This window comes from Allobosea sp. AK1 (assembly GCF_006714945.1).
Taxonomy (GTDB): Bacteria; Pseudomonadota; Alphaproteobacteria; order Rhizobiales; family Beijerinckiaceae; genus Allobosea; species Allobosea robiniae.
This window is the reverse complement of sequence record NZ_VFMG01000001.1, coordinates 3852257-3875002: the sequence shown is the minus strand read 5'-3', so window position 1 is coordinate 3875002 and position 22746 is coordinate 3852257. Positions and strand designations below refer to the sequence as shown.

Genomic DNA, 22746 nt, shown 5'->3' with positions numbered 1-22746 from the left:
GACATCACTGGTCAGGAATTGCGAACAATACGGAGCGCCGATTTGGACCGCATCGACCTCTTCCGCATCTATGCCCGCGTCGTCGAATGCGAGAGCTTCACCCAGGCCGCCAAGGCGCTCGGGCTGCCGCGGTCCTCGGTCTCGGCGGCGGTCGCAGCACTGGAGCAGCGGATCGGCACAAGACTGCTGCATCGCACGACGCGGAGAGTCTCGGCGACGCCGGACGGCGCGGCCTTCTATGAGCATTGCGCGCGGCTCGTCGCCGATGTCGAGGAAACCGAGGCACTGTTCCGCCATAGCACCGCGAGCCCCGCCGGGCGGCTCAGGATCGACGTGCCAGGCCGGATCGGGCGCCTGATCATCGCGCCGGCCCTGCCCGACTTCCTCGCCCGCTATCCCGAGATCGATATCGATCTCAGTGTCACCGACCGGGCAGCGAACCTGATCGAGGACGGCATCGACTGCGTGCTGCGTGTCGGCCCCCTGAACGATTCAGGATTGATCGCCCGTTCGGTCGGGGAATTGCCGCTGATCAATGTCGCCAGCCCCGGCTATCTCGCAGCGCATGGCGTGCCGACGCATCCCGGCGAGCTCGACGGGCACAGGGCGGTCAACTACGCTTCGCCGACGACGGGGCGGATCGAGCCCTGGGAATGGCTGGAGGACGGAACGCTTCACGGCCGCGCCCTGCCCGGTCGCGTCACCGTCAACAGCGCGGAGGCCTATATCGCCTGCTGCCTTGCCGGGCTCGGCCTGATCCAGATCCCGGCCTATGACGTGGCCGAGCATCTCGCGGCGGGCGAGCTCGTCGAGGTCATGCCACGGCACCACGCAGCGGCGATGCCGATGACATTGCTCTATCCCCACCGCCGGCACCTGTCGCGCCGGCTGCAGGTCTTCGCGGACTGGCTCGTGGCGCTGCTGCGCACGCGGCTGGCTGCTTGAACCGGGAGGCTCAGGCCACTTTCTTCTCGGCCGCGCCGTAGAAGCTCTCGCCGGTCTTGGCCATGCGCTTCAGGAGACGGTTCGGCTTGAAGCGCTCGCCATGGTTCTTGGCCAGCTTCTCGCAGAGCTTCACGAAGGCGGCCGCGCCCATATTGTCGATATAGGACAGCGTGCCGCCCGAGTAAGGCGCGAAGCCGAAGCCGATGATCGAGCCGACATCTGCCTCGCGCGGATCGGTGACGACACCCTCCTCATAGGTCTTGGCGGCTTCCAGCGCCTGCGTCACCAGGAGGCGGTGCTTCAGCTCTTCCATGTCGACGCTCTCGGGATCGAGACGTTTGCCGACGAGATCGGCCAGCCCCGGCCAGAGCCGCTTCGGGCCGCCTTCCGGGTAGTCGTAGAAGCCCTTCTTGTTCTTGCGGCCGAGACGGCCATGCTTCTCGACCATGTCGGCGAGCAGCTTCTCCTGCGCCGGATCGACCGCGCCTTCGCCGAGCTGGGCTTTGGTCGCCTTCAGCACCTTGTAGGCGAGATCGACCGCGACCTCGTCATTGAGCGAGAGCGGCCCGACCGGCATGCCGGCCTGCTTGCCGGCTGCCTCGATCATCGCCGGTGGCACGCCTTCCATCAGCATCAGATGGCCTTCGCGGATATAGTTGCCGACGCAGCGATTGGCGTAGAAGCCGCGGGTGTCGTTGACGACAATCGGCGTCTTCTTGATGGCGCGGACATAGTCCAGGGCCATGGCAAGCGCCTTCTTGCCGGTCTTCTTGGCCATGATGACCTCGACCAGCAGCATCTTCTCGACCGGCGAGAAGAAATGGATGCCGATGAAGTTCTTCGGGCGCTGGCTGGTCTGGGCGAGGCCCGTGATCGGCAGCGTCGAGGTGTTGGAGCCAAAGATCGTGCGCGGGCCGACCACGGCCTCGACCCTGGCGATGACCTCGGCCTTGACCTTCGGGTCCTCGAACACAGCCTCGACGATCAGGTCGCAGCCCTTGAGATCGGCATAATCGGCCGAGGCCTTGATGCGGCCGAGCAGCGCGTCGCGATCGGCGGTCTTGGCACGGCCCTTCATGATCTGGTCGGAGACCAGCTTGTGCGAATAGGTCTTGCCCTTCTCGGCCGCCTCGATGTCGCGATCGACCAGCACGACCTCAAGGCCCGCCTGCGCGGTGACATAGGCGATGCCGGCGCCCATGAAGCCCGCACCGATGACGCCGACCTTCTTGAGCTTGGACGGCGGCACATCGGCCGGGCGCCGCGCGCCCTTGTTCAGCTCCTGCATCGAGACGAAGAGCGAGCGGATCATCGAGGCCGCCTCCTTCGTCCGCAGGATCTTGGCGAAGTAGCGGCTCTCGACCTTGAGGCCGAGATCGATCGGGAGCTGCAGCCCCTCGTAGACCGCCGAGAGGATGGCGCGAGCGGCCGGATAGTTGTCGTTGGTCTCGCGGCGATAGATCGCGTTGGCCGGTGGCCAGATCTGCATGCCGGCCGGCGAATGCACCTTGTTGGAAGGCAGCTTGAAACCCTTCTGGTCCCAAGGTGCGGTCGCCTGCGGATTGGCCTTGAGCCAGTCCTTGGCGTTCTGGACGATGTCGGCGCGCGGCACGACAGCATGGACGAGGCCGGAGTTGCGTGCCGGCAACGCCTTCACCTGCTCGCCCTTGAACATCATCTGGAGCGCGTCGCCGGTCTGCATCAGGCGTGCCACGCGCTGCGTGCCGCCGGCGCCGGGGAAAAGACCGACCTTGATCTCGGGCAGGCCGACGCGGGTCGAGGCATCGTCCGAGACGACGCGGTACTGACAGGAGAGCGAGAGCTCGAAGGCACCGCCAAGGCAGACGCCATGGATCGCGGCGGCGAAGGGCTTCCCGCAGGTCTCGAGCTTGCGGTAGAGCAGCGAGAGCTTGCGGCTCTCGTCGAAGAAGCTCTGCATCGCGACCGCCTCGCCCTTCTCCTTGGCGAGCTTCACATAGAGATCGCGCAGGCCCTGGAGCATGGTGAGGTCGGCGCCACCGGAGAAGCTCTCCTTGCCGGAGGTGATGACGCAGCCCTTGATGGCTTCGTCGCCCGCGACCTTGTCGACGATCTGGTTCAGCTCTTCCATCACCTCGGGAGTGATGACGTTCATCGAGCGACCCGGCATGTCCCAGGTTGCCACAGTGATGCCGTCGGCATCGGTCTCGAAGCGGAAATTGGTGAGGTTCATGATCTCTCTCCCTGCCCTTCCGCTCAGACGCGCTCGATGATGGTGGCGACGCCCATGCCGACGGCGACGCAGAGCGTCACCAGCGCGGTCTGCTTGTCCTGCCGCTCCAGCTCGTCGAGCACGGTGCCGAGCACCATCGCCCCGGTTGCGCCGAGCGGATGGCCCATGGCGATGGCGCCGCCATTGACGTTCAGGACCTCGTCATCGATGTCGAGCGCCTGCTGGTAGCGCAGCACGACGGAGGAAAAGGCCTCGTTCAGCTCGAAGAGGTCGATGTCCTTCTTGGACATGCCGGCCTTTTTCAGCACGAGCTCGGTAACGTCGACCGGGCCGGTCAGCATCAGCGCCAGATCGGAACCGACCGTGGCGAAAGCCTTGATGCGGGCGCGGGGCTTCAAACCCGCGGCCTTGCCGGCCTTCTTCGAACCGACGAGCACGGCAGCCGCGCCATCGACGATGCCGGAAGAATTGCCGGCATGATGGACGTGGTTGATGAACTCGACATCCGGATGCGCGGCGGTGGCGACCGCATCGAAGCCACCCATCTCGCCCATCTGGACGAAAGAGGCCTTGAGCGCTGCGAGCGTCTGCATGTCGGTGCCCGGCCGGATCGTCTCGTCGCGATCGAGGATGACGAGGCCGTTGACGTCGGTGACGGGGATCACCGAGTTTTTGAAGCGGCCTTCACTCCAGGCCTTTGCGGCGCGCTGGTGCGAGCGCACGGCGAAGGCGTCGACGTCGTCGCGCGAGAAGCCGTATTTGGTCGCGATCAGGTCGGCGGAGACGCCCTGCGGCATGAAATAAGTGTCGATGGCGACTGATGGATCGACCGCGATGCCGAAGCCGGAAGCGCCCATGCCGATGCGCGACATCGATTCGACGCCGCCGCCGATCGCCATCTCCTTCTGGCCGGACATGACCTGCGCTGCGGCGAGGTTCACCGCATCGAGGCCCGAGGCGCAGAAGCGGTTGATCTGCACGCCCGGCACTTCCTTGCCGTAGCCGGCCTTGAGTGCGACCGTGCGGGCGATATCGGCGCCGGCCTCGCCGACCGGATCGACGCAGCCCATCACCACGTCCTCGACGAGAAGCGGATCGAGATTGTTGCGGTCCTTGATGGCCCGCAGCGCCTGGGTGCCGAGCTCGATCGCCGTGACTTCATGAAGCGAGCCGTCGGCCTTGCCCTTGCCGCGCGGGGTGCGGACGTGGTCGTAGATGAATGCGTCTGCCATCGAGGGAGCTCCCTGGCCTGCCGCGACCCGGCGGCTTGTTTTCCTGCTGAACGCCATGGTCGGGCTTGACCCGACCATCTTCTCATCCAGCGAACTCATCAAGAGATGCCCGGGTCCAGCCCGGGCATGACGTTAAGTGCTCTGCGCGTCAGAACTGCTCGGCGCTCAGCGCCATCGTCGTGTCGGCGCCGGAGGTGATACGCGCCAGATGGGCGCCGGTTTCCGGCAAGGTGCGCTCCATGAAGAAGCGGGCCGTGACGAGCTTGGCGCTCATCCGTTCGTCGGCACCGGCCTTGAGCTTCTCCTGCGCGGCCTTGGCCATCTTCACCCACATGTAGCCGAGCGAGACCAGACCCAGCAGATGCATGAAGTCGTTTGCGCCGGCGCCGGCATTGTCGGGCTTGGCGAGCGCGTTGTTCATGAACCACATCGCCGCCTGCTGGAGGTGGCCGAGCGAAACCTGGAGCGGCCCCAGCAAGGGCTTCAGCGCCTCGTCCTCGGCATTCTCCTTGAGGAAGGCGCCGACTTCGTTGAAGAAGGCCATGATGCCGCGGCCACCGTCGCGGCCGAGCTTGCGGCCGACGAGATCCATCGCCTGCACGCCGTTGGCGCCCTCGTAGATCATGGCGATGCGGGCATCCCGGACGAACTGCTCGACGCCGGTCTCGGCGATGTAGCCGTGGCCGCCGAACATCTGCTGCGCCTTCACCGCATTGTCGAAGCCGATATCGGTGAGCACGCCCTTGAGCACCGGAGTCATCAAGCCGAGCTGGTCATCGGCCGCCTGGCGCTCGGCCGCGTCGCCGGAACGATGGGCGATGTCGGATTTCAGCGCGTTCCAGAGCACGAAGGCGCGCGCCGCCTCATTGAAGGCCTTGATCGACATCAGCGTGCGGCGCACGTCGGGATGGACGATGATCGGGTCCGCCGGCTTGGCGGGCTCCTTGGCGCCGGTGAGCGCACGGCCCTGCAGGCGCTCCTTCGCATAGGCGACGGCGTTCTGGTAGGCGACCTCGGACTGGGCGAGCCCCTGGATCGCGACGCCGAGGCGGGCCTCGTTCATCATCACGAACATGGCATTGAGGCCCTTGTTCTCGGTCCCGACCAGCCAGCCCTGCGCGCCGTCATAGTTCATGACGCAGGTCGCGTTGCCGTGAATGCCCATCTTGTGCTCGATCGAGCCGCAGGACACGCCGTTATTGGCGCCGACCGAGCCGTCTTCGCCCAACTTGTTGCGCGGCACGACGAAGAGCGAAATGCCCTTCACGCCGGCCGGCGCGCCCTCGATGCGGGCCAGCACAAGATGGATGATGTTCCCGGTGATGTCCTGCTCGCCGGCCGAGATGAAGATCTTGGTGCCGGTGATGGCGTAGGAGCCGTCGCCGTTCGGCACGGCCTTGGTCTTGAGCAGGCCGAGGTCGGTGCCGCAATGCGGCTCGGTCAGGTTCATGGTGCCCGACCAGGTGCCGTCGATCATCTTCGGCAGATAGGTGCGCTTGATCTCGTCGGAGCCATGGACATAGAGCGCGGCGATCGCGCCCATGGTCAGGCCCGGATACATGGCGAAGGCCATGTTCGCGGCCGAGGCGTATTCGTTCATCACCGCGCCGAGCGTATAGGGCAGGCCCTGGCCGCCATATTCCGGGTCCATGGCCAAGCCGATCCAGCCGCCGCCGGCATAGGCCTCATAGGCCGCCTTGAAACCCTTCGGCGTGGTGACGCGGCCGTCAGGATGGCGGGTGCAGCCCTCCTGGTCGCCGGAATGGTTGATCGGCTGGAGGACTTCCTCGCAGAGCTTCGCGCCCTCGCCGAGCACGGCTTCGATCACGTCGGAGGACGCGTCGGCGAAGCCCGGCAGGTTGTTGTAGCGCTCGATGGCGAAGACGTCGTTGAGCAGGAAAAGCGTGTCGTCGACGGGTGCCTTGTAGACCGGCATCGGATCCTCCCTCTCGTCGCAAGGCGGCGCCTGGTTCCTGTCGCCGCAGCAAGATAGTTCATATATAAACAATCTAGCCGAAGTTGCAACTGCAGCGTCGCGATTTGTCGCTCGCGGGATGGCGGGAACGTGACGCGGCCATAAAAAAAAGCCCCGGCGAAGCCGGGGCTTTGACTGTCGACCCGAGAGCCTCAGGCTTTCGGCATACGGACAAGCGACGCTTCAAGCTCGGTGATCGCGCTTTCGATCTCGGTGCGCTGGCTGCGCAGCAGTTCGAGCTGCTCCACGATCTGCTCCCGGCTGAGCTGAAGGCCCCCGACGGAAGCGGCCATATCGCCAGCCCCGCCCTTCTTGTCCTCATTGGCCAGCATGGCGCGGATCTCGACGAGCGTGAAACCGAGCTGCTTGCCCTTGAGGATCAGGGCGAGACGCGCCCGGTCGCGCGCCGAATAGATGCGGGTCATGCCGGAACGGCTCGGGGCGATCAGGCCCCGCGATTCGTAGAAGCGGAGCGTGCGCAGCGTGACGCCGAAATCACGGGCAAGATCGCTGATGGTGAAATCGCCGGTCTGATCGGCATCGGCAGGGGCGGTAGCGGAGCGGGTTTCATGAATCGAGGAACCCGCCATAGCTAAGCTTTGGCGTGACATGAAAGCTGCAATCCTTGCAAGTGTGTCGAATCGCCGGCCATGGCGGCGTCGAGTGGTACCGCAGTGATAGGGTGGGCGCTCTCGCTGCGTCAGGTAATACGCGCCCTCCGCAGGGTAAGTTACCGTTACATGGCTCGCAAAGGAGCCATTTCACGCGGCATTCGGAAAAAATTAACGATCGGCACGGCGGTTATTAACCCGTTGTTTACCATGCCCGCCAAATGTCGGGAATGCGCATCGGCGTCGTGGTTTCGTCAACGATATCTTCACGACCTGCCAAGGTTCGCGCGGGAGGCGACGGCACCAGGGGGCCTCGCCTGTCGCAGACAAGGTCCCCTTAGGCGAGCGAGATCATGGCCAACAGCTTGCCCTGGAGCGTGAAGGGCGTCGATCCCCGGACGCGCGATGCGGCAAAGGCGGCGGCCCGCCGTCTGGGAATGACGCTGGGCGAATGGCTCGACCACAAGATCCGCGACGAGAGCGACGAGGGCACGGCCCCAGCCGCTCCGGAGCAGCTCGATATCGCCGCCCTGTCCGAGCGTCTGGCCCGCTTGTCGCAGGGCAAGACGGACACCGCGCCGCGCCAGATGGCCCCGAACCCGTCGCGCGAGGCGATCAACAGCCTCGTCGGCCAGGCCGCCGCCCTCGAAAGCATGACCCGCGAAGCCAATGCCCGGACCGCCGGCGCGCTGGATTCGATCACCCGCTGGATCGAGAAGACCGAGGATCGCCTGTCGTCGAGCGAGCGCGGCTCGGCCGAACGCCAGGAACGCGCCACCAACGTCATCGCCGATGCGATCAAGACGATGGGCGAGCGTATCGCCGAAATCGAGCGCCGCAGCGTCGAGACCCAGCAGAGCCGCGCCGAGCAGGCGCCCCGCCTCGCCTTCAGCCGCGAAGGCCTTGCCGCCGCCGTCACCGACATCCGCACCCGCCAGCGCGTCCTCGATACCGACGAGGCGGCGCGACCGGCCGCGGTCGCGCCCGAGCGCATTTCGGCCCTGCGCGAGGACCTGCGCGAGCTCGGCTCGCGGCTCTCCTACGAGGGCCGCCGCCCGGCCCAGGCGCAACGCCCGGCCGCTCCGGTCCGCGTCGACACCGGCGCCATCGAAGCCAAGATCGGCCTGCTGGCCGAGCGCCTCGACCGGTTCGACCGGCGCGACCAGTTCGAGCCCCTGCTCAAGCCGCTGACCCGGATCGAGGCGGAGGTATCGCGACTGTCGCAGGACCGGGCCGGCGAGAGCTACCAGCGCTTCCAGCTCGAAATCGCGCATCTGGCCGCCAAGGTCGATGCGCTCGCCGCCCGCGGCGGCCAGGTCGCCAATCTCGATCCCGTCAGGCGCGACATCGCGGAGCTCAGGGACCTCCTCGGCGCCGGCGGGCAGGACCACAAGCTGGACGACCTCTCCCAGCAGGTCGCGACGCTCGGCTTCGAGATCGGCCGGTTGCGCGATGTCCGCCCCGACATGGGCGAGCTGCGCAGCCTGGCGAGCGCGATCGACGACGTGCGCAGCGCAGTGCTGTCCCAGCGCGGCGAGTTTCCCGGCGCAGGCCTGCTGACCTCGCTTGCGAGCCAGGTCGACGCCCTGTCGCGCAAGTTCGACGCGGTCGCCACCCAGAAGCTGGACGAAAACAGCGCTTCGCGGCAGAGCGATTACCTCGCCAGCCGCATCGACTCGCTGCAACAGCGGATCGACGTCCTGGTCGAGCAGGGACCGTCCAACGTCACGCGCGAGATCGAGGCCCTCTCGAGCCGGATCGAAAGCCTTGCGGCCTCGAACCAGTTGACGCGGATGGTCGGAGAGGGTGCGGCTGCGGTCGATCTCAACCCGATCGAGCAGATGCTGCGCCATCTCGCCGAGAAGATCGACGAAGCCGGAGCGCCCGGCGCGAACGCCGAATCCTTCGATGCCCTCGAACGGCAGATTTCCGGCATCGCCAGCCGCCTCGACGAGGCGTCCGCAACCCGCTCGGCCGAAAACGGCATGGAACGCACGCTGCAGGACCTCGTCGTGCACCTGCGTTCGATGCGCGAGGAAACGGCGGCCGAACGCGCCGCCCTCGTCCAGGCCGCCAGCACGGCCGCCTCCGGCAAGGGCATCGCCGAACTGTCGAGCCTGGTGACGGGCCTGCGCGACAACCACGTCTCGTCCGACAGCCAGACGCGCGACGCAATCGGCGCCGTTCATGGCTCGCTCGAGTTGATCATGTCGCGGCTCGCGAGCCTCGAAGCCGAGCTGCAAGGCGAGCGGCATCCGCCGGCGAACGGACTGGCCGCAGCGATGCGCGCCGGGGATGGCGTCATCCGGACCAACTCCGTGCCGGCCCGTGACAGCACGAACCTCTCGGTCGGCGCCGCAGCGCAGGACCGCTTTGCCATGCCGGCCGGCGAACCCGGCCGCAGCGAGCCGACCCTGCCGGCGAGCACCGCTTTCGACATTCCGCTGGAACCCGGCTCCGGGCGACCGCGCCCCGAGACCGCGATCGGCGCAGGCCTGGACCCGCAATCGGTCCGCCAGAGCCTGATCGCCGCCGCGCGGCGCTCCGCCAAGGCCGCCAGCGAGGCGGCAGCATCCCCGCCCTCGCCCGCAGCGGAGCCGACGGCGAAGAGCCCGGGCCGCCTCAAGGACATCCTGGAGAAGCGCAAGCGCCCGCTGCTGCTCGGCCTCGCCGCGCTGATCCTCGCCATGGGCACCGCCCATCTCGTCACGAATTCCCTGCGTGGCGACAGCGCCAAGACCGCCAACAGCGGAGCGCGCAGCCTGATCGCGCCGCCCGCCGCCCAGCCGGAAGCGCCGGCCGCGCCGGCGCAGGCTCCCGCCAAGGACCAGTCTTCGGCGCTGCCCGCCACCCCGCAGGACACTCCTGCCCAACCGGCCGCGAACCAGGCCGCGCCCGAGCAGTCCGCCACCGCGGCGGCCGCGCCCGCAACCCCGGTCGCCGCGGAAGCCGCGCCCGCAGCCACGGCCGCTCCGGTCGAACAGGTTCAGGCCGTGACTGGCATCGGCGACCTGCCGGCCGGGTTCGGCAGCGCAGGCTTGCGCAAGGCTGCCCAGGACGGCGATGCGCGCGCGGTCTACGAGCTCGCGAGTAAGGCCGCCGACGGCCCGGCCAACCAGCGCGACCCGAAGCTGGCGCTGCGCCTGTTCGAGCGCGCCGCTGTCGCCGGCCTCGCCCCGGCCCAGTTCCGCGTCGGCAACATGTTCGAGAAGGGCATCGGCACACAGCGCGACCTGTCGCTTGCCCGGATCTGGTACCAGCGCGCCGCCGAACGCGGCAACGCCAAGGCGATGCACAACCTCGCCGTGCTCCATGCCGAAGGCGCCGCCGGCAAGCCGGATTACGCCATGGCGACGGAGTGGTTCCGCCGCGCCGCCGAACTCGGCGTCCGCGACAGCCAGTACAATCTCGCCGTGCTGCTCGGGCGCGGCCTCGGCGCGCCGACCGATCTCGCCCAGTCCTTCGTCTGGTTCTCGGTCGCTGCCGGCCAGGGTGACGAGGATGCCGGCCGCAAGCGCGACGAGGTGGCCCAGCGCCTGAAGGCGGAAGACCTCACCTCGGCAAAGGCGGTCGCCGCGAGCTGGAAGCCGAAGACGCTCGACGCCGCCGCCAACGAGGTCGCCGCCCCCGCAAAGGGCTGGGACCCCCAGCCGACCGCGGCGGCGCCGAAGCCCGGCAAGCCGTCCCGGACCTGAGCCGCCTTGCGCGACGTCATGCTTTCGACGTGTTGACGCGGCACGAAGAACAATCGTTTCCTAGGGCGGGCCGGAAGCGGCCCGCCTTTTCCTTTCAGGAACTTGTCTTAACCCGGGCGCTCTAGTCTGGGGCCCATCAGGCGCATGCAAACGTCCATGCGCCAGCCTTGCGAGGGGTAAGCGTGCAGATCTACCTGCCGATCGCCGAGCTGCCGATCAGCGTGCTGATGGTTCTCGGCCTGAGTGGCGCGGTGGGCTTCATCTCCGGCCTGTTCGGCGTCGGCGGCGGCTTCCTGCTGACTCCCCTGCTGATCTTCCTCGACATCCCGCCGGCGGTTGCCGTCGCCACAGTCGCGGCACAGGTCGCGGGATCCTCGATGACCGGCGTGCTGACCTATCTCCGGCGCAAGGCGCTCGACCTCAAGCTCGGCGGCGTGCTGGTCAGCGGCGGCATCCTCGGCACGGTGCTCGGCGTGCTGTTCTTCAACACGATGAAACGGCTGGGCCAGCTCGAGCTCGTGATCACGCTGTCCTATGTCACGCTGTTCTCGATCATCGGCGGGCTGATGCTCTACGACGCGCTGCGGGCGATGCTGCGCGTCCGGGCCGGCAAGCCGGCGCGCCTGAAGCGGCGCGGCGGCATGCATCCGTGGTGGATGGGCCTGCCCTTCCGCCAGCGCTTCTACCGGTCCGGCCTTTATTGCAGCGTCATTCCCATCGCGCTGCTCGCGGTCATCATCGGCTTCATCGGCGCCGTGCTCGGCGTCGGCGGTGGCTTCATCCTCGTTCCCGGCCTGATCTATTTCTTCCGCATTCCGCCAGCGGTGGTGGTCGGCACCTCGCTGTTCCAGATCCTGGTTACGATGACCGGCGCCACCGTGCTGCACGCCGTCACCAACCAGTCGGTCGACATCGTGCTGGCCGTGCTGCTGCTGCTCGGCGGGGTGATCGGCGCGCAGTTCGGTGGCCGTGCGGCGCGCAGCCTCAATGTCGAATCCTTCCGCCTGCTGCTGGCGCTGCTGATCCTCTCCGTCGGCCTGCGCTTCGCCATCGAGCTGTTCATCCCGCCGAGCGAGCCCTTCTCGGTCGTCGTGCCGGAGAGCGGACGATGAGGTGGCTCGCCGCAATCCTCGCCGCTCTCCCGATCGGTCTCTCAACCGGCACAGCCCGCGCCGAGACGCTGATCGCGGCGATGTCGAGCCACCAGATCCAGATCACATCGAACTATACCGGCAGCCAGCTCACGGTGTTCGGGCTGGTCGAGCGCGACGGCCGCACGGTCGCGCGCGGCGATCCCTACGACATCATCGTCACGGTACGCGGGCCGAAACGCATGCTGCTGGTACGCGAGAAGGAGCGGCTCGGCCCGATCTGGATCAACCGGACGCAGCGGCGCTTTCCCGACAACCCGGTCTTCCTGCATGTCGCCAGCAACCGCCCGATCGCGGAGATGATGTCGAACGAGACGGCGCAGCGCGACCGCATCGGCCTCGTCAATGCCGAGCGGCCATCCGGCAGCTGGGTCGATCTCGACCCCGGCGCGCGGCGCTTCCGCGAAAGCCTCGTCCGGATCATGCAGGGCAAGGACCTCTACGGCTACGAGGAGCGCGGCGTCACCTTCCTGTCGAACGCGCTGTTCAGCGCCCCGGTCGACATCCCCGCGACGGCGCCGACCGGCTCCTACACCGTGGACATCGTGCTCTATTCGGGCGGTGTACCGCTGGCGCGGCAGCAGACCAATTTCGAGGTGATCAAGACCGGCATCGAGCAGCGCCTGGCGCTGGGAGCCTATGACTGGGCCCTGCTCTACGGCCTCGTCACCGTGCTTCTGGCACTGTTCCTCGGCTGGGGCGCGAGCGTGATCTTCCGGCGCGACTAGAAGAGATCGGCATAGGGCAGGAAGGGTACGGCCCCCCCCGCCTCGACCCGCGCGATCTCCTCGGCGAGCACGACGAGCCCGTCCGACTGCGCGAGCGAGGCGAGCGAGCCCGCCCCCTCGCCTGAATGCCTGCGCGCGATGGTCACACCTTCGCCATCCTGCTCCAGAGACACCCGCAGGAATTCACGCCGACCCGGCTTCTTGGCATGCGAGAAGCCCAACCTGACCAGCTGGGCTGACGGCGGAGCATAGGTTTCGCCCGCCAATCGCGCGAGGAGCGGACGGGCGACGAAGGCGAACCCGACGAAGACCGCGACCGGATTGCCGGGCAATCCGACAAAAGGAGTACCGGCAACGCTGCCGATCGCGATCGGCTTGCCCGGCTTGATCGCCACGCGCCAGAGATCGAGCGTGCCGCAGGCGATGACCGCATCCCTGACATGATCGGCCTCGCCGACCGAAACGCCGCCGGAGGTGAGCACGAGATCGCACTCGGCCGCCGCCTCGCGCAGCCGTTGCTCCAGCCCCCCGGCTTCGTCGCGCAGGATGCCGAGATCGACGGTTTCGGCACCGGCCCGCGCCAACAGGGCGCGCAGCATCGCCCGGTTGGCGTCGTAGATCGCGGCCGGAGCGAGCGCCTGGCCCGGCTCGGTCAGCTCGTCACCGGTCGAGAACAGGGCGACGCGCGGGCGCCGGCGCACGGTGACATCGGCCAGCCCCAACGCTGCGAGCAGGCCCAGATCCTGCGGGCGCAGGCGCCGCCCCGCCGGCAGAATCGCCTGCCCGCGCGCGACATCCTCGCCCGCCGATCGCAGATTGGCGCCGCGCCGAATGCCGGCCGGCAGCACGACCGCGCCGTCGCTCGCGACAGCGTCCTCCTGCATCACGATGGTATCGGCACCCTCGGGAACCGGCGCGCCGGTGAAGATGCGCCAGGCGCCATGCTCCAGCGCCGCAGGAGCTTCGCCTGCCATCGTCCGGCCGAGGATCGGCAGACTGGTCGCCGCGCTGGTCGTGAGATCGGCGAAGCGAACGGCATAGCCATCGACTGCGGAATTCGCGAAGGGGGGCAAGTCGCGCGGCGCGACCAGCGCTTGCGCCAACACATGGCCATCGGATTCGGCGAGAGGCAGTACCAGCGCGCCGGCAACCGGATGGACGCGCGACACGGCGTCGGCCGCGGCTTCGTCCAGCGTGAGGAGCCCGGAATCGGATCTGCCGCCGCCCAGTCGCACCATCACGGTCCCCGCCTGCTTCGGCCGCCTGGACACATCGCCGCCCGCTTCCTCCCGATCGCTCGCCTCTTCATCGTCGGCGTGGCGGAAGGGGTCAAGTGACCTGCGTCAAGGCGGCGGTTGCCGCGCCCCGAACAGCCGTCCTATGAAGCAGCATGACGACGATGGCCCCGGCGGGCGCGACCCTCGATATCATTCCGCTCGACCTGCGCGGCCTGAAATGTCCGCTCCCGGTACTGCGCGTCCGCAAGGCGCTGATAGCGGCGCGGACCGGCAGCCTGCTCGTCGTGGAATGCACCGACCCGATGGCGGCGATCGATCTGCCTAATCTCGTCCGCGAGACCGGCGACACCATCGAGCGACTGGGGGATGCGGATGGCGCCCTCGTCTTCCATATCCGCAAGGCGGCGTGAGGCCGCGAGCGAACGGAGTTCAACCACGTGAGCCTTTCCCAAGCCGATGTCCTGCGGGCGCTCGAACTGGTGAAGCTGCCGGCGAGCGGGCAATCGCTCGCCGCCTCCGGCCGGATCGGCGATATCCTCGTCGATGGCGGCAAGGTGATCTTCGCGATCGGCATCGACGCGACCGAAGCGGCGGCGATGGAGCCGGTGCGCAAGGCGGCCGAGAGCGCGGTCGGCGGCCTGCCAGGCGTGACGCAGGTGCTGGTCGGGCTGACCGCCGACAAGGCCGGCCCCTCGGCCGGCATGCAGGCCCGCCAGCAGGCGCAGCGCCCCGGGCCGGGCGGACCGCCGAAGCCCGCCGGCGTGCCGGGCGTGAAGCAGATCATCGCGGTGGCCAGCGGCAAGGGCGGCGTCGGCAAATCGACGACCGCGGCCAATCTCGCCGTGGCGCTTTCGACGCTGGGCCTCAAGGTCGGCGTGCTCGATTCCGACATCTACGGACCGTCCATGCCGAAGATCTTCGGCATCAAGGGCAAGCCGCAGATCGTCTCGGGCCGGACGCTGGCGCCGATGGAGGCCTATGGCCTCAAGGTGATGTCGATCGGCTTCCTCGTCGATGAGGAGACGCCGATGATCTGGCGCGGGCCGATGGTGATCTCGGCGATCACCCAGATGCTGCGCGAGGTCGCCTGGGGCGATCTCGACGTGCTCGTCGTCGACATGCCGCCCGGCACCGGCGACGCCCAGCTCACCATGGCCCAGCAGGTGCCGCTTGCCGGCGCCGTCATCGTCTCGACGCCGCAGGACCTCGCCTTGCTCGATGCCCGCCGCGGCGTGGCGATGTTCAGGAAGGTCGCGGTGCCGATTCTCGGCCTGGTCGAGAACATGAGCTATTTCACCTGCCCGGCCTGCGGGCATCGCTCCGACATCTTCGCCCATGGCGGCGCCCGGCACGAAGCCGAGCGGCTTTCCATCCCCTTCCTCGGCGAAATCCCGCTAGCCATGCCGATCCGCGAGACATCGGATGGCGGCCGACCGATCGTCGCGAGCGATCCGTCGAGCGCCCATGCCAAGGCCTATGTCGCGCTGGCGCGACAGGTGCAGGCCAGCCTGGGCGGCGCGGTGCGGGCGGCGCCGCGGATCGTCATCGAATAAGGTCGAGCACGCGATGCCGGCAGCTTGACAAACCTGGAAATATGTTCTTCTTTTGTTCTGTATTCAGAAGGACGAAACCCATGGCCGTCCATCGCGCCCGCCATATCGGAATCGGCATCGACCGACCGGTGGAGGAGGTCTATGCCTTCCTCGCCGACCCCGTGAATTTCCCGCGCTGGGCCGAAGGGCTCGGCCACAGCTTCGTGCAAGTCGAAGGCATGACCTGGCGCGGCGAGACGCCGATGGGGCCAATGCGCATCCTGTTCAGCGAGCCGAACAATCACGGCGTGCTCGACCACGCCGTCATTCCCGAGCACGGCCCGGCCATGCACAATCCGATGCGCGTCGTCGCCAATGGTGACGGGGCGGAAGTGGTCTTCACGCTGTTCCAGCGCGACGGCATGTCCGACGACGAGATGGCACGGGATGCGGCCATGGTCAGCCGTGATCTCGCGGCCCTGAAAGCGCTGCTGGAACGATAAGACGCGCTTAGATGGTGGCCGCCAGACGCTCGGCTTCGGCAAGGTCCTCGAGCGTGTTGACGTTGAAGAAGGGATCGAACGCCGCAGCCGGCCACTCCGCAACGGCGACGCCATGGGTCTGCGTCCAACGGCCGAGCCTGCGTTCCCCCGCGGCCAATGCCTGGCGCAGGTTCTCCCGCAACGCGACAGGCCAGAGGCCGATGGCGTGATGCTGCTGGCCACCCGAGGCGGCGCAGGCAAGCGGCGTGCCGGCAGTGGCGCGCGCGCGATGCAATCGCGCGGCGAGATCCTCCGGAATGAAGGGCGTATCGGCTGCCACGCTGAGCAGCCACTCGGTTTGCGGCCGATGCTCGGCGACCCAATCGAGGCCGGCCAGAACGCCGGCGAGGGGACCGGCGAAATCCGGCACGGTATCGGCGACGATCGGCAGGCCGAATTCGGCCAGGCGTGCGGGATCGCCATTGGCGTTGAGCAGGAGGTCGTCGCATTGGCCGCGCAGGCGCTCGATGACATGGGCGAGGATCGGCCGGCCGGCAAGCGGCTTCAGGGCCTTGTCGCCGCCGCCCATCCGCCGGGCGAGGCCGCCCGCGAGGATCAGGCCGATCGTAGGCGTCTCCGCCATGCCGCTCGATCAGGCCGCGACGGCCGTGGCGGCCTGCACCCAGCGCTCCACGACCTCTTCGTCAACGGGCAATTCCTGCCAGTCGTCGCCGGCGAAGTCGCGCCAGGCCGGCAGGAAATCGCGGCGCACGGCGATCAGCAACGGCAGGCCCGCAAGCAGCGCGCCGGCGATCTCCTGGCGCAGCCCTTCGCCCAGGGCCTCCTGCTTGCCGAAGCGGTTGACGATCACGAGATCGGCGCGCCCGGCCAGCGCATCGGAAAAGGCTGCGGCTGCGGCCGCAAGCCCGGCCGCGTCGAGATGGCAGCCCGAAGCGCCGGCGCCGAGATCCTGGCTGATCGGAAAGCGCCGGCCGCTCGCAACGTCCTCCAGCGACATCGCCATGCAGCGATCGTCACAGGTCGCGTCGTTGTGCTGGACCACGCCGCCGAGGCGCAGCCCCTGCCGTTTCAGCCTGTCGACGAGGCCGTGCATGAAGGCATCGATCGCGAAGCCGCTCGCAAAGGGGATGGCTGCCAGCATGGTCATGCCGGTTTCTCTCATGAACGCTACCGCTCCGCCAGTGGCGGCAGCGCCGCGCCCCTGCAATCCCGTCGGAGAGATGCCGCGACAGTGTTGCGCCGCACCTACAGTCGGGCGCACCTGCGCCCGCTAGGGTGGCAGGCTGAGGCCCCGTGACGACCGCCGGAACGCATGATCCGAAAGAACGCTCAAGCCCCGCTCGACCCGGCTACCGACGCCGCGCTGCTGCTGCGGCGCATCGGCTTCGGCACGCTGGCCCTCGTCCTGCCGCTGGCCGCGCTGGTGTCGCGCCGGGCCGCCGTCGTGCTGGTGCCGATCGGTGTCGCGCTGCTGATCATCGCGAGCCTGATCGAGGATCCCCGCAAATTCGTGGCGACCCTTCGGGCCTTGCTGCTGAGCCGCCCCGGCGTAATCCTGATCGGACTGATCGCCTGGGCCTTCCTGTCGCTGGTCTGGAGTCCGTTCCCGGGCGCGGCCGCCGAGAAGGCCGGCAATCTCATGCTCGCGGCCATTCTCGGCTTCGTCGGCCTCTCCGCCCTGCCTGAGCGGATGCGCTCGTCGAACCTCAATCTCGTCGCACTCGGCACCGGCAGCGCCGGCATCTTCGCGCTCGGGCTGATCGCGGTCGCGGCTCTGCGCCATGCCGAGACGCCGCCGGGCGCCGTCGAGCGTGGCGTCTCGATCATCCTGATCATGGCCTGGCCGGCGCTGGCCTGGCTGCTCTCGCGCGAGCGTGGCTTGAGCGCGCTCGGGCTCGCGCTCGTCGTGGCGCTGCTGGCGCTGACGCGGTTCGAGGACGGCGAGACGCTGGCGATGATCTTCGGTGCGGTCGCCTTCGGCGCGGTCACCGCCAGCCGCGAGCGCGCGACGCAGATCATCGCCACGATCGTCGCCGGCTTGATGCTGCTCGCGCCGATCCTGCCCTTCCTGCTGGCGCCGCTCGTCTCGATCCTGCCGGACAGCGCCGACGACTTCGCACAGATGCTGTCGATCTGGGCCGATGTGATCCGGCAATCGCCGATCGAAGTGATCACCGGGCACGGCCTCGACACCGTCCTGCGCGGCCAGATGAGCGGTACCCTGCCCCAACCCGCTCCGGCGACGCTGCTGTTCGAGACCTGGTATGAGCTCGGCCTGGTCGGTGCTGCTGCGGCGGCGGCCTGCCTCTATTTCGCGATCCGTGCCGCCGGGCGCATGACCGGAGCGCTCGCAGCGGGCGGCGTCGCCGCTTTCACCACCGCCTTCGCACTCAGCGTTTTCGGCTTCGCGCCGCTGCTGCCCTGGTGGCTGATGACCCTGACAGCCGTCATGCTCCTGTTCGGCGCCATCGCGCGGGGGCAGTACCGGACCGACCGCCCCGCCGTGCCGCTGCCGACACGCGCCCCCAACCATACGCGACCCAAAGCCTCCCAGCCGCCGCGCCCATAGCGGCCCGGACGACCGGCGCTTGACGGGCCGGCATCTGCCGCGCTCTCGTGCCGCCTGATCGGAATCGCTGCGGCAGAGGACAAGAGCGCCATGACCTTCGACGTCACCCCGTTCGACGTCACCCTCGCCGACGTCCAGGCCGCGGCCGCCCGCATCGCCGGCAAGGTCCGGCGCACGCCGACCTATCACAGCGTCGGATTGTCGGAGCGCCTGGGAGTCGAGACCTGGATCAAGCTGGAAAGCCTGCAGCTCGGCGGCTCCTTCAAAGTGCGGGGCTGCTTCAACAAGCTGTCAGGCCTGAGCGAGGCGGAGCTCCGGCGCGGCGTCGTCACCGTGTCCGGCGGCAATCATGCGATCGCCGTCTCCCTCGTCGCGCGCGCGGTCGGCACGCGGGCGCTGGTGCTGATGCCGAAAGCGACGCCGGCGCTCAACATCCGCCTGACGGAGGAAGCCGGCGGGCAGGTCGAGCTCTGCGAGGATTCCATCGCCGCCTTCGCCAAGGCCGAGACTTACGCCGCGCAGGGCATGACCCATGTCCACTCCTATGACGATCCGGCGATCATCGCCGGCCATGGCACGCTCGGCCTCGAACTGGCTGCCGATGCCGGCGGGCGGCTCGACCATGTCTTCGTCTCGGTCGGCGGCGGGGGTTTTTCGGCCGGCGTCGGCGCTGCCCTGAAAGGCCTCGATCCGGCCGTACGCCTGCACGGCGTCGAGACCGAAGGCGCCACGACGATGACGCAGGCGCTCGCAGCCGGCGAGCCGGTCTCGATCCGCCCGACCTCGATCGCCCGCACGCTCGGCGCGCCCTTCGCGACCAGGCGCACGATGGCGGCCGCCCGGCAATTGCTGGAGGACATCATCGTTGTGCCGGATGCCGCCGCAGTCCGCGAGCTGGTCTGGGCCCTGGAGAACGAGCGCGTCCTGCTGGAGCCGGCGGCCGCCTGCGTGATCGCCGCGGCGCTGGAGCGGAAGGACAGCTTCCGGCCGGGCGAGCGCATCTGTCTCGTGCTCTGCGGCTCGAACGTCGCCCTCGCGGATATCGAGAGCTGGCGCTCGGGCTTCGGGATTTAAGACACCCCGATCAGCGGCTGTTGCGCGCCACCCGCGTGTAGTGGCGGCGCTTGCCGGCGGAAGCGTAGCGGCTGCGCTTGTGGCCGTGCCAGGAAATCTCGCGCGCGCCGACATCGGCATGGACCAGGCCGTTCGAGTAGGTGCCGACACCGCCGACGTTCTCGATCGCGCGCGCCGCAGCGGCTGCCTTGCGCGACGACGTCGCCATTGGCCGGAAATCGATCGCCCGGCCGCTGTAGTGCTGGGAGTGGCGGGCATGACGGCCGCCGCAGGTCGAGGTGATCTGGATCGGGCCGATCTTCGCGACGAGATCGGCGATCATCGCCTTCGTCTCGGGCTTGAGGCAGCCGAGGCCTTTGACCTGCGGCTGAAAGGAGATTTTCTCGGGCGTAACATCAGCCAGGGCGGCAGCAGGCAAGAAGCCGCACAGTAACGCAAGCAACGACAAGCGACGCATCATCTACCAAACATGTAAGGGGGGATTGGAAAGGATCAGGCCAGATAATCTCGATGGCCCGAGCGGATGCCGCCTCCGCTAATCGTGAAGCAAGGCCAAATCATGGCTGAGACCTTTCCAGATTATTTCACGCCGTTCATCCGGATCGCTCCTGGCTCTTGGTCATGCGACGATGACCCAGCGATTGGCGATCACGGGAATGCGCAAGCGAAGCCGCCGACGAAGCGCTGTCATCCCGTGCGCGGTGCAGCGCGCAGCGGTGCTCCGCAGACACGGGACCGCATGACGAGAATGTTCCTTTTCCGGAAGACGGTCCCGTGTCTGCGCAGCGGCATTCCATGCCGCAGCGCGCACGGGATGACCCGGTGAATGGCACCCGCCATTCCGCGAAGGCCCATCCCCTGCGCGCCACCGGCTTGGACAGGCGGGGCGCGGCTGGGCTAGCCTGCGCGACGGCACCCGCTTTCTGCGCGGTCGCCCCATACGATCTCAGAGGATACGATGCCCAAGACCGACATCATCGCGGCGCTGACCCCGGAAATCACCGCGATCCGCCGCGACATCCACCGCCACCCCGAACTGATGTACGACGTCCACCGGACCGCTGGCCTCGTCGCCGACAAGCTCAAGGAGTGGGGCGTCGATGAGGTCGCCACCGGCGTCGGCCAGACCGGCGTGGTCGGCATCATCAAGGGCAAGGGCCAGAATTCCGGCCGCGTCATCGCCATGCGCGCCGACATGGACGCGCTGCCGATCCATGAAGAGACCAATCTCCCGCACCGCTCGACCGTGCCCGGCAAGATGCATGCCTGCGGCCATGACGGCCACACCGCCATGCTGCTCGGCGCCGCCAAGTATCTGACCGAGACCCGCGATTTCGACGGCACCGCCGTGCTGATCTTCCAGCCGGCCGAGGAAGGCGGCGCCGGCGCCAAGGCGATGATCGACGATGGGCTGATCACCCGCTTCGGCATCCAGGAAGTCTACGGCATGCACAACAAGCCGGGCGTGCCCGTCGGCAAGTTCGAGATCCGCAAGGGTCCTGCGATGGCCGCGGCCGACCGCATCCACATCAAGATCGAGGGCCTCGGCGGGCACGCGGCGGCGCCGCACCGCGTCAACGACCCGATCGTCGCCTCCTGCGCGCTCGTCACCGCGCTGCAGACGGTGTCCTCGCGCAATGCCGATCCGCTCGATTCCATCGTGGTCTCGGTGACGGCGCTGAATGCCGGCGAGGCGTTCAACGTCATCCCCCAGACCGCCGAGATCAAGGGTTCGGTCCGCACGCTGACGCCGGAGATGCGCGCGCTCGCGCAAAAGCGCATCACCGAGATCGTCGAAGGCGTGATGAAGGCCTTCGGCATGAAGTACGAGCTGGAATACCATCTCGGCTATCCCGTGACCTTCAACCATGCCGGCCAGACCGATTTCGCCACCAGCGTGACGAAGGAGGCCTTCGGCTCGGACGCGATCAACACCGAAGTGCCGCCGACCATGGGCTCTGAGGATTTCTCCTACATGCTGGAGGAGCGCCCCGGCGCCTTCATCAATATCGGCAACGGCGACTCGGCGGGCCTGCACAACCCGGCCTACGAGTTCAACGATGCGGCGATCCCGGTGGGCGTGAACTACTGGGCGAGCCTCATCGAGATCGCCATGCCGCAGCGGGCCTGACGGCCGGGCGATGAGCGACATCGATTGTCTGGTGATCGGGGCCGGCGTCGTCGGCCTCGCAGTTGCCCGCGAACTGGCGCTGTCCGGACGCGAGATCGTCATCGCCGAGGCTGCCGAGGGCATCGGCACCCAGACCTCGGCACGCAATTCCGAGGTCATCCATGCCGGGGTCTACTATCCGCCCGGCTCGCTGAAGGCCCGCGTCTGCGTCGCGGGCCGCAGCAAACTCTATCGCTACCTGCAAGAACGCGGCCTGCCGCACAAGGCCTGCGGCAAGCTGATCGTCGCCACCTCCGAAGCCCAGAAGCCGGCGCTGGAGACGATCATGGCTCGCGCACAGGCTTCGGGCGTCGACACGCTGCGCTGGCTCTCAGGCGCCGAGGCAAAGGCGATGGAGCCTGAGGTGCGCTGCGAGATCGCGCTCCTCTCGCCAGAGACCGGCGTGGTCGACAGTCATGCGCTAATGCTGTCTCTGCTCGGCGAGTGCGAGGCGGCCGGCGGATCGCTCGCGCTGAACACGCCGATCACCGGCTGGCGGCGCGAGACTGAAGGCTTCAGCGTCGATTTCGGCGGTGCGGAGCCTGCGACCTACACGGTGCGGACGGTGGTCAATTCGGCCGGCCATGGCGCACCGAAGCTGCTCGGCCTGCTCGACGGCTTTCCGTCTGAACACGTGCCGGTGCAGCACTATGCCAAGGGCAACTATTTCGCGCTGACCGGCAAGCAGCCGTTCAGCCACCTGGTCTATCCGGTGCCTGAAGCGGCTGGGCTCGGCATCCACGCCACCATCGACATGGGCGGGCGGGTCAAGTTCGGCCCCGATGTCGAATGGGTCGGGAGCGATCAGGATCTGGTGGTCGATCCGGCGCGGGCGGAGAAATTCTACGCGGCAATCCGGACCTATTGGCCGGCACTGTCGGACGGGGCGCTGGTCGCGGATTACGCCGGCATCCGGCCGAAGCTGCACGGGCCGAGCGAGCCGATGCCGGACTTCCGCGTCGACGGGCCGGAGGTTCACGGCATAGCGGAGCTGGTCAATCTCCTGGGCATCGAGAGCCCGGGGCTGACCAGTTCGCTCGCGATCGCGGAGATGGTGCGCGAGAAGCTCGCGGCGTGAAGGGTGTCTTCCCGCACGCGCTGCGGCACGCAG

At 68.0% G+C, this 22746-nt stretch carries 19 protein-coding genes; 11 read left to right on the top strand and 8 right to left on the bottom strand.

Annotation, left to right across the window (positions count from 1 at the left end):
• The first annotated feature begins 42 nt into the window (after window positions 1-42).
• Window positions 43-945: a LysR family transcriptional regulator gene (locus FHT98_RS18680; protein ID WP_061964979.1), complete on the top strand. Its 903-nt coding sequence runs from the start codon at window positions 43-45 to the stop codon at window positions 943-945.
• Between the two features lie 10 nt (window positions 946-955).
• On the opposite strand, the gene FHT98_RS18675 is transcribed toward FHT98_RS18680, so the two are convergent.
• The 4 genes from FHT98_RS18675 to FHT98_RS18660 form a co-directional block, all read right to left on the bottom strand.
• A complete protein-coding gene (locus FHT98_RS18675) occupies window positions 956-3157 on the bottom strand; it encodes a 3-hydroxyacyl-CoA dehydrogenase NAD-binding domain-containing protein (protein WP_142114891.1) in 2202 nt (733 codons plus the stop codon).
• Window positions 3158-3180: 23 nt separating this feature from the next.
• Window positions 3181-4389, bottom strand: coding sequence for an acetyl-CoA C-acetyltransferase (locus FHT98_RS18670; RefSeq protein ID WP_091855940.1), 1209 nt, complete (start codon window positions 4387-4389; stop codon window positions 3181-3183).
• 148 nt (window positions 4390-4537) lie between these two features.
• Complete coding sequence (locus FHT98_RS18665) at window positions 4538-6325, bottom strand: acyl-CoA dehydrogenase C-terminal domain-containing protein (RefSeq protein ID WP_091855941.1); 1788 nt, start codon at window positions 6323-6325, stop codon at window positions 4538-4540.
• Window positions 6326-6516: 191 nt separating this feature from the next.
• Window positions 6517-6975, bottom strand: coding sequence for a MerR family transcriptional regulator (locus FHT98_RS18660; protein ID WP_244511896.1), 459 nt, complete (start codon window positions 6973-6975; stop codon window positions 6517-6519).
• 353 nt (window positions 6976-7328) lie between these two features.
• Between FHT98_RS18660 and FHT98_RS18655 the strand changes: the two genes are divergently transcribed.
• The 3 genes from FHT98_RS18655 to FHT98_RS18645 all read left to right on the top strand — a co-directional run bounded on the left by FHT98_RS18655 (window position 7329) and on the right by FHT98_RS18645 (window position 12549).
• Window positions 7329-10670: an SEL1-like repeat protein gene (locus FHT98_RS18655; RefSeq protein ID WP_142114890.1), complete on the top strand. Its 3342-nt coding sequence runs from the start codon at window positions 7329-7331 to the stop codon at window positions 10668-10670.
• A gap of 182 nt (window positions 10671-10852) precedes the next feature.
• Window positions 10853-11782 carry a sulfite exporter TauE/SafE family protein gene (locus tag FHT98_RS18650; RefSeq protein ID WP_061964991.1) on the top strand — a complete coding sequence of 310 codons (930 nt, stop codon included), beginning with the start codon at window positions 10853-10855 and terminating at the stop codon, window positions 11780-11782.
• Window positions 11779-12549, top strand: coding sequence for a TIGR02186 family protein (locus FHT98_RS18645; protein ID WP_142114889.1), 771 nt, complete (start codon window positions 11779-11781; stop codon window positions 12547-12549). The genes FHT98_RS18650 and FHT98_RS18645 overlap by 4 nt, the downstream gene beginning before the upstream one ends.
• Here the strand turns inward: FHT98_RS18645 and FHT98_RS18640 are convergent.
• Window positions 12546-13787, bottom strand: coding sequence for a molybdopterin molybdotransferase MoeA (locus FHT98_RS18640; RefSeq protein WP_142115814.1), 1242 nt, complete (start codon window positions 13785-13787; stop codon window positions 12546-12548). The genes FHT98_RS18645 and FHT98_RS18640 overlap by 4 nt on opposite strands.
• 152 nt (window positions 13788-13939) lie before the next feature.
• Between FHT98_RS18640 and FHT98_RS18635 the strand changes: the two genes are divergently transcribed.
• The 3 genes from FHT98_RS18635 (at window position 13940) to FHT98_RS18625 (ending at window position 15822) form a co-directional block, all read left to right on the top strand.
• On the top strand, window positions 13940-14197 hold the full coding sequence (locus tag FHT98_RS18635; protein ID WP_349236273.1) for a sulfurtransferase TusA family protein: 258 nt from the start codon (window positions 13940-13942) through the stop codon (window positions 14195-14197).
• A 27-nt stretch (window positions 14198-14224) separates the two neighbouring features.
• A complete protein-coding gene (locus FHT98_RS18630) occupies window positions 14225-15340 on the top strand; it encodes an Mrp/NBP35 family ATP-binding protein (RefSeq protein ID WP_142114888.1) in 1116 nt (371 codons plus the stop codon).
• 80 nt (window positions 15341-15420) lie between these two features.
• Window positions 15421-15822 carry an SRPBCC family protein gene (locus FHT98_RS18625; protein WP_142114887.1) on the top strand — a complete coding sequence of 134 codons (402 nt, stop codon included), beginning with the start codon at window positions 15421-15423 and terminating at the stop codon, window positions 15820-15822.
• A gap of 7 nt (window positions 15823-15829) precedes the next feature.
• On the opposite strand, the gene mobA is transcribed toward FHT98_RS18625, so the two are convergent.
• Entirely contained in the window at window positions 15830-16444 is a 615-nt protein-coding gene (mobA, locus tag FHT98_RS18620) for a molybdenum cofactor guanylyltransferase MobA (RefSeq protein WP_142114886.1), read from the bottom strand.
• A gap of 9 nt (window positions 16445-16453) precedes the next feature.
• The gene (locus FHT98_RS18615) at window positions 16454-16969 is read right to left on the bottom strand and encodes a DUF2478 domain-containing protein (protein ID WP_185745216.1); all 516 of its coding nucleotides are present in this window, start codon (window positions 16967-16969) and stop codon (window positions 16454-16456) included.
• A gap of 165 nt (window positions 16970-17134) precedes the next feature.
• On the opposite strand from FHT98_RS18615, the gene FHT98_RS18610 reads away from it, so the two are divergent.
• Together FHT98_RS18610 and FHT98_RS18605 are read left to right on the top strand one after the other, a co-directional pair.
• A complete protein-coding gene (locus FHT98_RS18610) occupies window positions 17135-18391 on the top strand; it encodes a peptide ABC transporter permease (RefSeq protein WP_142114884.1) in 1257 nt (418 codons plus the stop codon).
• Window positions 18392-18481: 90 nt separating this feature from the next.
• A complete protein-coding gene (locus FHT98_RS18605; protein WP_142114883.1) occupies window positions 18482-19465 on the top strand; it encodes a threonine ammonia-lyase in 984 nt (327 codons plus the stop codon).
• Window positions 19466-19475: 10 nt separating this feature from the next.
• Here FHT98_RS18605 and FHT98_RS18600 read toward each other — a convergent pair whose 3' ends face one another.
• Window positions 19476-19883 (bottom strand): DUF882 domain-containing protein, encoded by a 408-nt coding sequence (locus FHT98_RS18600; protein ID WP_162260064.1) that lies wholly within the window; start codon window positions 19881-19883, stop codon window positions 19476-19478.
• A gap of 540 nt (window positions 19884-20423) precedes the next feature.
• Here FHT98_RS18600 and FHT98_RS18595 point away from each other — a divergent pair.
• Window positions 20424-21596, top strand: a complete 1173-nt coding sequence (locus FHT98_RS18595; protein WP_091855951.1) for a M20 aminoacylase family protein — start codon at window positions 20424-20426, stop codon at window positions 21594-21596.
• A gap of 10 nt (window positions 21597-21606) precedes the next feature.
• Window positions 21607-22713: an NAD(P)/FAD-dependent oxidoreductase gene (locus tag FHT98_RS18590; protein ID WP_142114882.1), complete on the top strand. Its 1107-nt coding sequence runs from the start codon at window positions 21607-21609 to the stop codon at window positions 22711-22713.
• The last annotated feature ends 33 nt before the right edge of the window (window positions 22714-22746 follow it).